The organism is Coleofasciculus sp. E1-EBD-02 (assembly GCF_040218245.1).
Taxonomy (GTDB): Bacteria; Cyanobacteriota; Cyanobacteriia; order Cyanobacteriales; family Coleofasciculaceae; genus Coleofasciculus.
The window spans coordinates 14,377-27,280 of record NZ_JAVJQN010000201.1 but is presented as its reverse complement, the minus strand read 5'-3'; the positions used below and the strand labels follow the sequence as shown (position 1 = coordinate 27,280).

Genomic DNA, 12,904 nt, shown 5'->3' with positions numbered 1-12,904 from the left:
ATTTGTATGAATTTCAGATTATTTTGAGGATTTTTCAGGTTCTGGGTTAACACTTTAACCTAGGATAGCAGCGTTAGGGCTGACATCTACCTCAAGAGGCATATTTTATTCGTCATTCGTCATTTGTCATTTGTCATTTGTCATTTGTCGTTCGATCCGCGATTAATTTGGCAATTTGCCCAATGACTAAGGGAACTAAACTCATTCCCAGGATGAGTAACCAACCCTGAAGGCTAGGGGCATGAGTTTGCAGGATATCGGAGAGGATGGGTAGATAAATGGCAATGGCGAGTAATCCAGTACACAGGATCAGAGCGCCCCAGACGTACTTATTGCGGGTGACTTCGTTAACCAGTACACCTGATCCGCGATCGCGCATATTGAAGACGTGCCACAGTCGGGAAAAGGCGATGGTGAGAAAGGAAATGGTAACGGCTTGATTTTTGTCCAATCCTAACCAGTTGAATGCCAGGTAAAAGGAACCCAAAACCGGGGCAGCTATGATTAAACCATATCCCGCGATCGCAAACCAGTGACGCTTGGTGATAATCGACTCCTTGGGGTCACGAGGGGGTTGTTCCATGAGGGTGGGAGAGCCTTCACCCACACCCATCGCCAGGGCGGGGAAGACATCGTTAATGATATTCAGATATAAGATTTGTAGGGGCAAGATCGGTAAGGGCGCATTGACTAACGAGGTGGCGGTGACTGCCATAATTTGACCGACATTCCCGGATAGTAGATAAATCGTGAACTTACGAATATTGTTAAAGATGGCTCGACCCTGTTCCACCGCCGCGACAATGGAGGAAAAGGCATCATCTTGCAGCACCATATCCGCCGCTTCTTTTGCCACCTGGGTGCCTCGTTGTCCCATGGCGACACCGATATCCGCTTTTTGTAGGGCGGGGGCGTCGTTGACCCCATCCCCCGTCATTGCCACAATTGCTCCGGTGTCTTGATGCAAGGCAATCAGGTTTAACTTTTGTTCGGGAGATACCCGGGCAAAAATCGGAGTTTTGACTAAGCGTTCACGTTCCTCAGAAGAGGCGTCATCGGGGCTTTTTAGGTCTTTCCCCTGCACCACATCCGCTTGTTCATCATCGGTTAAACCCACCGCGATGCCAATATTCCGGGCGGTGACGGGTTGATCGCCTGTCACCATAATCACCCGAATTCCCGCATCTTGACATTCATCTATTGCCGCCCGTACCTCTTGGCGAGGGGGATCAAGTAAACCCACAACGCCTAAAAAGGTCAGGTCTTCGTAGGGTTTAGCCTCTTCACTATTCACCCTTTTTTGTGCCAATGCCAAAATCCGTAACCCTTGCGCGGCTAAGTCATTACTGCGTTGCTTCCAGGAATCGCGATCGCGAAGTTCTTTTTCCCCTGAAGAGGTTAAAATCTGAGTACACACCTCTAGGACAGATTCCGGTGCGCCTTTGACGGCAAAGCGATAATCACCATTGCTTTTGTGCAGGGTTGCCATCATTTTAGTGTCGGGATCAAATGCCTCTTCCCGCACTTCCGGCATATCTTCTAATAATTTTTCGCGCTCAAGTCCAGCTTTTGCTCCCGCAATCAGCAGCGCCACTTCCATCGGATCACCGACAACTCGGCTTTCATTGGAGTCCTCCGGTTGTAATGCTGCATTATTACATAAGACGCCAACTTCTAAGGCGGGGCGGAGACTATCATGCTCTAAGGGGTTCAGGGTTTCATTGTCTTGGCTGAACTCTCCTTCGGGTTCTAATCCCTCCCCACTAATTTCAATGTCACCGGAGTCGAGGACAACATGACTCACCGTCATCCGGTTTTCGGTTAAGGTTCCGGTTTTATCCGTACAAATAACGCTCGTCGCCCCTAGGGTTTCCACCGCCGCCAGTTTATTAATTAGGGCATTCCGCTTAGCCATGCGCCACATCCCTCGCGCTAGGGCAATCGTCGCCACAATCGGTAGTCCTTCGGGAATTGCGGCGACAGCGAGGGCGACAGCCGTTTCCACCATCAGGCGAATATCCTTGCCCACGATAATGCCGGAAATGGCAATCAGGGCGACAATAATCAGAGTGACCCAAATCAAACGGCGTCCCAGTTGATTCAGCCGTTTTTCTAGGGGGGTGCGTTCCTCGGTTTTGGCTTCTTGGGCTAACTCAGAAATGTGACCCAATTCGGTCTGCATTCCTGTGGCTACAACCACCCCTTCCCCGGAACCACGAGTTAGGGCGGTTCCTTTAAATAGCATATTGGTGCGATCGGCAAGTTCCACGTCTCCTTCTATCGGTTCTGTGGTTTTGGAAACGGGGACGGATTCACCCGTGAGGGATGACTCATTCACCTGCATTTTCGAGGTTTCCGTCAGCCGCATATCTGCCGGAATCAGATCTCCACTTTCCAGGAGTACCATGTCGCCGGGTACCAAGTTTTCCGCGTCAATCTCTTGCATCTGTCCTTGACGACGCACTTTGGCTTTGGTGCTACTCAGGCTTTGCAAGGCTTCCATGGAACGCACGGCTTGATATTCCATGAAGAAGCCAATAGCGGCGTTAATTAAGATGGCAAAAACAATGGCAATCCCTTCAATCCACTGAGCAAAGGCAAAGGATAGAATTGCGGCAATGGCGAGAATCCCAATCACCAGACTTTTGAACTGTTCGATCAGGATTTGTAAGGGTCCCCGACGCTCGGCTTCTTGCAGACGGTTCGCGCCATACTTTTCCCGTCGCTGCTGTACCTCGGCGTCAGAGAGTCCGTCATCCTCAGAAACATCTAGTTTCTTAAATAAATCGGCTGATGAAATTGTCCACGGTTGGTTGGGAAGATCCGCCATAATTGGTTTGATTGTGGTTAACCTAACTGAGATTGGGTAACGAATTTGGGGATGGTGCCAAGGGGGGTTGGAGGTTAGCGCGATCGCACTACAGGATTACCCTATTAGGGTTATATACTAGAGAGTTAGGCTAAAGAATCCTCCTTTTGAAGGAAGATTCAGCTCATTCTGGAGAACAAACGGCTCTAGCGTGGTAGAGCGTAAGCGTTACCCAATCGGCTAACGATGGATTGAGTTTCGTTTCTCAACCTTTAATCAGTCGCCCATTAATATTCTGTCTCCACCGTGCGGTTAAATTGAATAAGGGCGGGTTTTGTTGTTCATTTATCGGTGAGGAGGGCGGGTTTTGTTGTTCCGTTATCGGTGAAGAGGGCGGGTTTTGTTGTTCATTTATCGGTGACTATCTAGTTGAGTCCCTAAACCCGCCCCTACAATTGTCCCTAAACCCGCCCCTACAATTGTCCCTAAACCCGCCCCTACAGAGTCGGTGGGTTGGCTTGTCCTGTACTCGCAAGAGAGAGGATTATTTGTGACTCATGGAATTATTCAGGCGAAACCGTATTTTTTCGCGCTATACGGCTATCGTGATTTTGTCTGTCTTGGCTTTGGTCTTTATTGGCTTTGCTTTAATTCGTTCTCCTACGTTTATCATCCCCCCAACTGACCCCGCTAATCCAACCACTGTTTATGTCATTGATTACGGCTATCATTCACGTCTCATTTTGCCCGATCGCCAGGGCGGATTGATCCAGTATACTTATGGAGATTGGCATTATTTTGCCCTAAATCAGCAAGATTTAAGCGATGGATTAGCGGCACTGCTAATTCCCACCACCGGCACCCTCGGCAGAAAAAGAGCGAACGATATCACTGAACTTCAGCAAGAACTTGGTTCTGACTGGCAGGAGACTCTATTGAGTTTTGAGGTAGCAGGAACTCAAGCTGCACAATTATTAGAATCATTAAATAAACGTTTCAATCAAAACATTGATACGCGCATCGTCAATTCGCGTCATAACCTAGCTTTTGTTCAGGATGAGCAAGATTATAGTTTATTTCACAATAGCAATCACGAATTGGTTAACTGGTTAGAAGAATTAGACTGTCAAGTTGAAGGCTTTATCACCTTACCCAATTTTCAGGTCAAGCATTCAGAGAAGTAGTTTTACTTTTTGCCATCATCAAGAGTGCCTTCACTTTTGAGGCTGGCGTAGAGCGAGAGAGGAGTAAAGAATGTCCTAACCTGTCAAGGTAGCTGCTATCAGAACCTACTGTCGTGGCACACCTAAAATGGTAGATTAGAATTGTAGGGGCGTAAAGCTTTGCGCCCAATTCAATGGTAAAATCTATTCCACAATTTTAGCTGTGTCAGTCCACTACTGGCGTGGCACACCTTATTTGATGAATTAGATTCGGCTTGTAGTAGAGAACCTTAGCCCTAGATCCCGTTGGGTTTCCTTGCGTCAACCCAACCTACAACCTAATCAAGTTCATGACTCACACTTGAGTGGTAAAGGATGGCAATATAGGATAGCAGTTGGACTGAACAGGACTATAATTAGGAGCTTGGCTTTTCTGCGTAACCCATACCCAGTATGGACGAGGGATTTAGCCATGAATGAAGATGACTCAACAATACGATGTATATGGTCTCGGTAATGCCTTACTGGACATTGAACTAGAAGTTTCCCCAGAGGTACTTCAAGAATTGGGCATTGATAAAGGGGTGATGACGTTAATTGAAGAAGATCATCAGCACAAGATCCTGAAACACTTGGAGGGTCAGTCAATGAAGCGCGGCGGTGGGGGATCGGCGGCAAATACAATGATTGCCCTGAGCCAATTTGGGGGTAAAGCCTTCTATTCTTGTAAAGTCGCCAATGATGAAGACGGACAGGTTTACCTGGGGGATTTGCTCCGCTTTAATGTAGAGACTAACCTGCAATACCATCCTCCTGAAGCTGGAATTACAGGTAAATGCTTGGTGTTTGTCACGCCAGATGCCGATCGCACGATGAATACGTTCCTGGGAATTTCCGCAAGTTTCTCAGAAACGGAATTAGTCCCTGACGCGATCGCACAGTCCAAATATACCTATATTGAAGGGTATTTGGTCACGGGTGCTGCTAGCAAAGCGGCGGCGATTCAAGCCAGAGATCTTGCCAAAGCGGCGGGTCAAAAAATCGCCCTATCCCTGTCTGACCTGAATATGGTGAAGTTCTTTAAAGATGGATTACTTGAAATCATCGGTTCGGGCGTGGATTTCCTCTTTGCCAATGAAAGCGAAGCCCTAAAAATGGCGGACACTGAGGATCTTACAGTTGCTGTTGATTACTTGAAAGGGTTGGCTAAAGGATTTGCGATTACCCGTGGACCGAAAGGATCGGTAATCTTTGATGGACAACAGATAATCGAGATTGATCCAGTTCCCGTTAAAGCAGTTGACACCGTTGGCGCCGGAGATATGTATGCTGGCGCGGTTCTTTACGGATTGACGCATGGGATGAGTTATGCTCAAGCTGGAGAGTTAGGATCTAAAGCGGCGGCAAAGTTGGTGACAAGTTTTGGTCCCCGCATGGACACACAAGACACTCGTTCTTTATTAGAGGAGAGCGGAGGGAGATGAGGGAGATAGGGGAGATGGGGGAGATGGGGGAGATGGGGAAGATGGGGAAGATGGGGAAGAGAATTTACAAATGACAAATGACGCTTAAAATCCCAATCATCCTATCTTGATGAGAGAACTAAATTCTCTGTGTAATCAGTGTCAATAAGTTCTCACCTCCCCACCCCTATCTCCCCAAAAAATCCGTGAAATCAGTGTTTTGACAAATGACTTAAATTAGGAGAACTCTTATGGTTCAATCGAATACAAACCCGTTCAATGAACAAGAGCAATCAACTGTACCCGTACCTTCTGACGAAGGCGGTAACTATTCCTATTGCTCACTTCCCGAAGTTGCCCTGCGTGACTTGTCAGGGATTGTCAATCGTCATCGTGCCAATCTGATCCAATTTCTGGATAAGAAATGGGTGAACGGCACAATCTTACATTACTATTTCTTCGATCAGCCAACCTATTTGGCAACGACTGAGACCGAAAAAAATGTTGTCCGTAAAGCCTTTGATGTCTGGAAGCAGGTGGGTATTGGACTGGAATTCAAGGAAGTGAACTCACCAGACGAAGCAGAAATCCGGATTGGCTTCCAGCGCGGAGATGGCGCTTGGTCTTATGTTGGCAGAGATGTTCTCAATATTGGGCGAGATGAGCGGACAATGAATTTTGGTTGGGATTTAACCCGCTATCCTGGAGAAATTGACACCGCCGTGCATGAGATAGGTCATACCCTAGGATTTCCTCACGAACACCAAAACCCTAATGCTGGGATTGTTTGGGATGAAGAAGCCGTTTACGCTGCACTCGCAGAACCTCCGAATAATTGGGATCGGGAAACCACGTATTACAATATCATTCGTAAAATTAACCCGGATACGGTACAAGGGTCAAACTGGGACCCCAACTCAATTATGCACTATCCCTTTGGCGCGGGTTTAATTCAAGAACCACCAAAATATCGGAATGGTTTAACTCCAGCACCTGGGTTATCAGAACGGGATAAAACTTGGGTCAAGCAGTTTTACCCACTCTTAGAAGAGAAGGATTACACTGAACTAAAACCCTTTCAATCGGTTCCCTTAACCCTCACACCTGGGGAACAAATGAACTTCCGTATCGAACCTGATGCGACACGATCCTATACGATTCGCACCTTTGGCATATCGGATACCGTTATGGTGCTATTTGAAGAGGTTAATGGTGAACTCCGTTATCTTACCGGGGATGACGATAGTGGCGAGGACTATAATGCCGAGATTCAGGTCAGGTTATTTCGGGGGCGTCGATATGTGTTACGTATCCGTCTCTACTATAGCGATCGCGCCGGAGAAACAGCCGTGATGATGTGGTAGGCTGTTCGGCATTGAGATTGAGATACCTATCAAGGAACTGGTGTTTAGACTAACCCATGATAAATGATGCCTGGGAACCTGGGAGGAAACTAGATCAGGGCACGATAGTATCGTGCCCCTACTAAATCAATCCTTAAGCTGTGGTAGGGACACGGCATTGCCGTGTCCTAAGCTGTTCGGCATTTACACCTTAATATCAATAATGCCGAAATCCTTGTAGTGCGTTAAGCGAAGCCATGCCGCAGGCTTTGCATCTTGCTCGCTACCCATTCCCAATTTGCTTGAAACCCAGGTATAGTAAGGGTTACAGTTTTGAAAATTGCCACAACCTAAATAGGATTGCTATAGCGATCAAAAAAATCCTCAGATTTCATATTTTGTTGATTTTCATACAAACTAAGTCGCTTGGCTACGGCTATCAGTGCATCCAAAGGCGACGTATGTATTGACACTTTTTAGTGAACTCCTGAAATAACCTCTCTCCAGCGTCCACATTCCTAGTCAAGAAATAGTCAGCAATAGCATTCAAATCCCGACTCGCAGAAGGTGAAATCAGATAACGACTCATTCTGTCTCTTGACGTGCTTGTTTAAATCTCTCTAAAATCCCCGCGACAACAGCGTCCCCATCTAATCTTTCCCCTCGATCAAGTTCTGCAATCCCTACATCAATCTTATTCCGCGTTTCCTCTATCCATTGTTCATACTCACCCTGAGGCTTTTTTAATAAGCGAAAAGCCATATCAATTACTTCCTCTTGATTGGCAAATCTCCCACTCAACACTTGAGATTGAATGAATTCTTCATGTTCCGGTTTTAAACTAATATTCATGGTTCCTCCTACAAGTTCAATAACTACGCCACATTCTCTGCAATCTTCTCTTCCAACTCCCGCGCCTGATTGTATAGCAATCGCCATAGCGGTTAGGACGCATCTTATGGTAGAGACGTTGCATGCAACGTCTCTACAACAGTTCGTTTGTCCTAATCGATGTGTCTACTGCTATAAACCTCCTGAATTTACCAACACCCAACACCCAACACCCCACACCCCACACCCCATACCCTACACCCCACACCCCATACCCTACACCCTGTCTCCTTTTTAGCTGTCTTAACCCGCCCCTTGAGCTTACACACCCCTCATCTCCCCTCTACCACTAACTCTGGAACACGACGCCGGGGAATTTCATAGGTTAAGAAATCATACGCCAACTTGGTGTTCGGGAAAATGGCTTGGGCTTCCGCCAGCAAATCCTCTAATCCAATGTCATTTCCAGGTGCATAACGTGGGCTAAAATGGGTCATAATTAACTGCTTAACTCCAGCGCTTAACGCCACTTGTGCCGCCATCGTAGATGTGGAATGTAACCGTTCAAATGCCAGTTGAGAATCTTGATGAGCAAACGTCGCTTCATGAATCAACACATCAGCATCCTGGGCAAGGTCTACCGCTCCATCACAATAGACCGTATCCGTACAGTAAACAAATTTACGTCCAACTTCAGGTTCTCCACACAAGTCTTTGCCCTGAATTTTACGCCCATCGGCTAGAGTGACTGTTTCTCCCCGTTTAAGTTGACCATAAATTGGTCCGGGTGGAATCTTTAATGCCTTCGCTTTTTCCACATCAAATCGTCCCGGACGATCTTTTTCAACGATGCGATATCCAAACGCCGTCACACGATGCTTGAGCGCTCCACAGATTACCGTATATTCCTCATCGTCGTAAATAACGCCGGGGCTAACGGTGTGTACTTGAGTAGGGAATGAAAAACGAGTATGAGAGTATTTGCCGCACGCTTTTAAGTAATCATTAAGACCAGGAGGACCATAAATATCAACCCGATCAACATTACCCGCTAAACCACAGCTAGCCAGTAGTCCCATTAAGCCAAAGATATGGTCACCGTGCAAATGGGTGATAAAAATGCGGCGAAGTTGACTGGTTTTGAGTTCACTGCGTAAAAGCTGATGCTGAGTGCCTTCACCACAGTCAAACAGCCAAAACTCTGCCCGTTGAGGGAGACGCAACGTCACACTGGACACATTGCGCGATCGCGTGGGTACTCCGGAACTGGTTCCTAAAAATGTAATTTGCACAGGCTTGATCCTTGAACCTTAGTCGGGAAACAGACTCCCCTATTCATGTTACAGTTTTGCGTTGGTCATTGGTCATTGGTCATTGGTCATTGGTCATTTGCGATAATTGAACGGTGAGGTCGGGGCGGGTTTAATTACATCTGGGTGCAACCAAAAAGATAGTAGTGAAACCCGCCCCTACACAATCTCCCCCATCTTCCCTGCAATCAATCCACCTCGATTCGCACCGTTTGCACACCCGCTTCCACTGACACCTCGATCACCCTCGGTGGCTTAGGTTTGGGCATGACACTGATGTCACCATTACTTTCTAGACGAGCAATTTCCACCTGCGTAGGTTCGGTGATTTTTCCCTTGAGACGCAACGATGATTCTAAATCTCTGTCACTAATATGACTTTTTCGCATCGCCTTGCGATTCACTTGACCCTCGCGAATTAATGTCCGAGGCTTACCCTTGACCCAAACATCAAAGCGCTCAACATGAAACGCCAGTGCTGACACCAACCCATGCATTCCCACTAATACTAACGCTGCGCCTAGTGTGGGAAAATAGGGCGCAGCCCCATTAATCGCCCGACTCAAGGTAGACCCCAGAATCACACCCAACAGCACATCCATCGCTGCATGTTTGCCAATAAAGCGGCGATCGCCAATCACCCGCACCATGATCAGCGCCGCCCCATAGATAATTGCTGCCCGTAATCCCATCTGCCACACATTGAGCGTTGGGGCTTCGAGTCCCAATGCCCAGCTAATTGTATCCCCAAGTGCCTGCATCATCTTAATCCCTGACGTTAACTTGACGGCTCAGATCCGATCATCAGCACCGTAATCATACCTGCCAAGATAATTAACCCAACATTAATCGCCAGCAACTCCAAGCCACCAACACCCCGAAGCGGATCATGGGACATAAACGCGATCGCAGCAGCAGCCGCAGCAGGGACTAATGCTAAAGCTGCAACCGTTCCCACTAATGTATCGACTTTCTGTTTCACTAAAGCAATGGTTCCAGACACCCCCGCCGCCAAAGCCACCACCACACTGTACCAACCCGGTTCTACCCGTTCTTCCAGTAGGGGTTTATTCAGGAGATTGTCATGAGAAGGCAGAATTGCGCTGGTATTGAATACCCATACCGTCGCCATGGCTGAAATTGTCGCCACGAATAGCCCGACTAGAGCCACAGTGAAACCTCGTAGCGCCAGCCTGGGTTGACCTGCAACTAGGGCAAAGGCGACTAATGATAACGGTAGAAACGCTGGGGCAATAATCATCGAACCAATCAGAATTGGAATCGAATTGGTCAACAAGGCAATGGCGGATAAAATGCCCGCCATACCCATTAACACTAAATAAGAGGGTGAAAGCACCACTTCTTCCGAGAGTTGCTGGAGAATCTTGGGTTCAACCAGAGGGGGCTGGGGAGTTTGAATCAACTCGTTTGGTTTGTCCATGATTTAGAAAATAGGGAACAGGAAATAGGGAATAGGACTCTAGGCAATAGGAAATGGGAAGGGAGAGATTTCCCTGACAGGAGATTATACCGCTGGGATCGCCCCGCACTAGCCGATGAGCAAGAAACATGTTAAAAATATGCCTGTCAATCTTTTTAAGGGATGCAATCTTAGCCAGAGCAAAAATCAGCGTGCGGATTCTTGGTTCCAGTATCGGGAACGGAATAATCTAGCGACGACCAAGATTGGCAATTCCATCTCTGTTAATTATGAAACCGAGAGTAGTCTTCGGATAAGGAAGTTTTACAGATGACATCTAGACGTTTTCCCTTCACTGTGGTAAATATGCTCAAGTTAATGATTCGCTCTGGAGGGCGTCATTGGTGGCTCTCTTTTTTATTGTGGATGATCTTAGTCAGTCCCGCCCAAGCCCTAACCGAATTACGGGTGGCGATTGAAGAAGGCGTCAGTCGCGTTAAGGTGGGAAGTTCAACCAAAGCCATTGTTCGCGATAGCGCGGGTCAACCTGTGGGAGAACTGGCGCCGATGAATGGTTTTGACGCCCAATCTGGAGGAAGTGGGGTTCGTTTAGGTAACTGGAGTTCAGGATCACTGTGGATTGAACCCACTGAGGATGGTTTGGTTTGGATAGGCGATCGCTGGTATCGGGGGCGGACTCGATTAGTGGCGACAGGAGGGCGATTAACGGCGGTTAATCATGTTGACTTCGAGCAATATCTCTACAGCGTGATTGGCTCAGAAATGAGTCCGAGTTGGCCCCAAGAAGCCCTCAAAGCCCAAGCGGTTGCGGCTCGTACCTACGCCCTCTATAAACGCGCTGAATCAGGGAATAGCATCTACGATGTCGGTGATACGGTCAAGTGGCAAGTCTACAAGGGAATGGACACTGAAGCCGAAAGCACTCATACCGCCGTCAACGCCACAGCCGGACAGATTTTGACCTACGGCGGTGATGTGATTCTATCCGTTTTCCATTCCTCGTCGGGTGGACATACTGAAAATGTCGAAGATATTTGGAGTAAACCCCTAGCCTATCTGCGAGGAGTTCCCGATTATGATGTGGGCGCACCTGTCTATCAATGGACTCAAACCTTTTCCGGTAGCGAATTGGGACGCCGGATTGGTGGAGTTGGGCGCGTCACTTCTATGACCCCAGAACGGACAACTCCCCATGGGCGCGTTGTCACCATGAGAGTAAAGGGAACAGGCGGTAGCAAGCGGGTTAGTGGCAATACTATGCGTAAGGCGCTGGGACTGAAAAGCACTCTGTTTACGGTGAGTAACTTGGGGGGGAGTTTTCAAGTTAGTGGTCGCGGCTATGGTCACGGATTAGGATTAAGTCAATGGGGGGCGCATAATCTAGCGCAACAGGGTGTTAATTATCAACAGATTTTGAGTCACTATTATCAACAGGCAGCAATTTCTCAGCTTCCGTAATTTAAGAACAGTAACCCAGCTTTGAGGGGCTTGGTAACCAAGCCCCTACTATTGTTTATTTGGGTGTATAATTCTGTTTATGCCTATTCACTTAATTGCTCGACTCAAAACCAGGGCTGTCTATTTTTTTAGGGGACTAACGGTTAGTATCATTGTCTTGTCTATCACAGGTTATTTTGGTCGATTCAATGTCTTTTTCGATATAACGTCTAATTTTAAAATTCAGTATTTAATTTTAGGAATATTGCTCTGTATTTTCTTTACCATAACGCACCAGCGAACCTGGCTAATTGTCAGTTTAGCTTGTGTCTTAATTAACCTGATAGAAATTGTGCCATGGTATATTCCCCAAGGAAATGTTGCTTCCGGTCAACCCCTGCGACTCTTATCCCTCAATGTCTTGGCGTCCAATCAGCAGTATGATCAGGTGATTGCTTTAGTTGAGCAAGAAAAACCTGCGATCGCGGCTTTTTTAGAAGCTAATATTATCTGGTCAGAGAAGTTGCAGGTTTTAGCCAAAAGTTTTCCTTATCATATCAGCGCCAAGATACTTGAGATGGAACTCTATAGTAATATTCCCTTAGAAAATTATTCGATTCAGCGTTACGGACAGAATCGCGGCAATCTCTTAGCGAATTTAATGATTGAGGGTAAAAAAGTCTCTCTAATTATCAGTCATACGATGCAGCCATTGATGTTTGATAAAGATGGGTTCAAGTGGCGCAATCAACATCTAGAAGAAGGAATTGGGCGTTATGTCAAACACCTCAAAACACCCGTTATTTTAATGGGGGATTTGAATATAACTATGTGGTCACCTTACTATAAAAAAGCCATTCATTATTCTGGACTGCGGAATGCCAGGGCAGGATTTGGGCTTTTACCAACGTTTCCGGCTGGAATCCCTGGGCTTTCTATTCCGATTGACCATTGTTTAGTCAGTCCAGATATTTCAGTTCTCAATACTAAAACAGGTAATTATGTAGGTTCCGATCATTTACCCATAATCACAGATGTGACCATTCCGAATAATTAAAGAAGAGACGTTCTCCCTTGGCTCGCTCTCGCACTTGTTAACGTACTGTC

The 12,904-nt window shown here is 47.0% G+C and carries 10 protein-coding genes and 1 pseudogene; 5 read left to right on the top strand and 6 right to left on the bottom strand.

The features are described 5' to 3' along the window. Positions 1–133: 133 nt before the first annotated feature. Complete coding sequence (locus RIC07_RS31260) at positions 134–2,830, bottom strand: cation-translocating P-type ATPase (RefSeq protein ID WP_446397918.1); 2,697 nt, start codon at positions 2,828–2,830, stop codon at positions 134–136. Positions 2,831–3,366: 536 nt separating this feature from the next. Between RIC07_RS31260 and RIC07_RS31255 the strand changes: the two genes are divergently transcribed. From RIC07_RS31255 to RIC07_RS31245, 3 genes are all read left to right on the top strand, one after another. After that, entirely contained in the window at positions 3,367–3,993 is a 627-nt protein-coding gene (locus tag RIC07_RS31255; protein WP_446397917.1) for a DUF2459 domain-containing protein, read from the top strand. A 461-nt stretch (positions 3,994–4,454) separates the two neighbouring features. Next, the gene (locus RIC07_RS31250; protein WP_446397916.1) at positions 4,455–5,456 is read left to right on the top strand and encodes an adenosine kinase; all 1,002 of its coding nucleotides are present in this window, start codon (positions 4,455–4,457) and stop codon (positions 5,454–5,456) included. Positions 5,457–5,686: 230 nt separating this feature from the next. Beyond that, a complete protein-coding gene (locus RIC07_RS31245; RefSeq protein ID WP_446397915.1) occupies positions 5,687–6,799 on the top strand; it encodes a matrixin family metalloprotease in 1,113 nt (370 codons plus the stop codon). Positions 6,800–7,140: 341 nt separating this feature from the next. On the opposite strand, the pseudogene RIC07_RS31240 reads toward RIC07_RS31245, so the two are convergent. The 5 genes and pseudogenes from RIC07_RS31240 to RIC07_RS31220 form a co-directional block, all read right to left on the bottom strand. Next, positions 7,141–7,251: pseudogene (locus RIC07_RS31240) on the bottom strand (antitoxin TumA); the annotation flags it as partial. A gap of 112 nt (positions 7,252–7,363) precedes the next feature. Next, positions 7,364–7,630 carry a ribbon-helix-helix domain-containing protein gene (locus RIC07_RS31235; RefSeq protein WP_446397914.1) on the bottom strand — a complete coding sequence of 89 codons (267 nt, stop codon included), beginning with the start codon at positions 7,628–7,630 and terminating at the stop codon, positions 7,364–7,366. A 311-nt stretch (positions 7,631–7,941) separates the two neighbouring features. Beyond that, positions 7,942–8,901 carry a ribonuclease Z gene (locus RIC07_RS31230; protein ID WP_446397913.1) on the bottom strand — a complete coding sequence of 320 codons (960 nt, stop codon included), beginning with the start codon at positions 8,899–8,901 and terminating at the stop codon, positions 7,942–7,944. A gap of 206 nt (positions 8,902–9,107) precedes the next feature. Then, positions 9,108–9,683, bottom strand: coding sequence for a DUF421 domain-containing protein (locus RIC07_RS31225; protein ID WP_446397912.1), 576 nt, complete (start codon positions 9,681–9,683; stop codon positions 9,108–9,110). Between the two features lie 14 nt (positions 9,684–9,697). Continuing rightward, the gene (locus RIC07_RS31220) at positions 9,698–10,360 is read right to left on the bottom strand and encodes a DUF389 domain-containing protein (RefSeq protein WP_446397911.1); all 663 of its coding nucleotides are present in this window, start codon (positions 10,358–10,360) and stop codon (positions 9,698–9,700) included. Between the two features lie 309 nt (positions 10,361–10,669). Between RIC07_RS31220 and RIC07_RS31215 the strand changes: the two genes are divergently transcribed. After that, positions 10,670–11,818 carry a SpoIID/LytB domain-containing protein gene (locus RIC07_RS31215; RefSeq protein ID WP_446397910.1) on the top strand — a complete coding sequence of 383 codons (1,149 nt, stop codon included), beginning with the start codon at positions 10,670–10,672 and terminating at the stop codon, positions 11,816–11,818. A 79-nt stretch (positions 11,819–11,897) separates the two neighbouring features. Further along, positions 11,898–12,854: an endonuclease/exonuclease/phosphatase family protein gene (locus tag RIC07_RS31210; protein ID WP_446397909.1), complete on the top strand. Its 957-nt coding sequence runs from the start codon at positions 11,898–11,900 to the stop codon at positions 12,852–12,854. Positions 12,855–12,904 lie beyond the last annotated feature (50 nt).

Bases quoted from the DNA above. Each gene is read 5' to 3' on its own strand.
- RIC07_RS31250 (WP_446397916.1), top strand. From the start codon at position 4,455: ATGACTCAACAATACGATGTATATGGTCTCGGTAATGCCTTACTGGAC.
- RIC07_RS31220 (WP_446397911.1), bottom strand. From the start codon at position 10,360: ATGGACAAACCAAACGAGTTGATTCAAACTCCCCAGCCCCCTCTGGTT.
- RIC07_RS31245 (WP_446397915.1), top strand. From the start codon at position 5,687: ATGGTTCAATCGAATACAAACCCGTTCAATGAACAAGAGCAATCAACT.
- RIC07_RS31210 (WP_446397909.1), top strand. From the start codon at position 11,898: ATGCCTATTCACTTAATTGCTCGACTCAAAACCAGGGCTGTCTATTTT.
- RIC07_RS31255 (WP_446397917.1), top strand. From the start codon at position 3,367: ATGGAATTATTCAGGCGAAACCGTATTTTTTCGCGCTATACGGCTATC.
- RIC07_RS31235 (WP_446397914.1), bottom strand. From the start codon at position 7,630: ATGAATATTAGTTTAAAACCGGAACATGAAGAATTCATTCAATCTCAA.
- RIC07_RS31225 (WP_446397912.1), bottom strand. From the start codon at position 9,683: ATGATGCAGGCACTTGGGGATACAATTAGCTGGGCATTGGGACTCGAA.
- RIC07_RS31260 (WP_446397918.1), bottom strand. From the start codon at position 2,830: ATGGCGGATCTTCCCAACCAACCGTGGACAATTTCATCAGCCGATTTA.
- RIC07_RS31215 (WP_446397910.1), top strand. From the start codon at position 10,670: ATGACATCTAGACGTTTTCCCTTCACTGTGGTAAATATGCTCAAGTTA.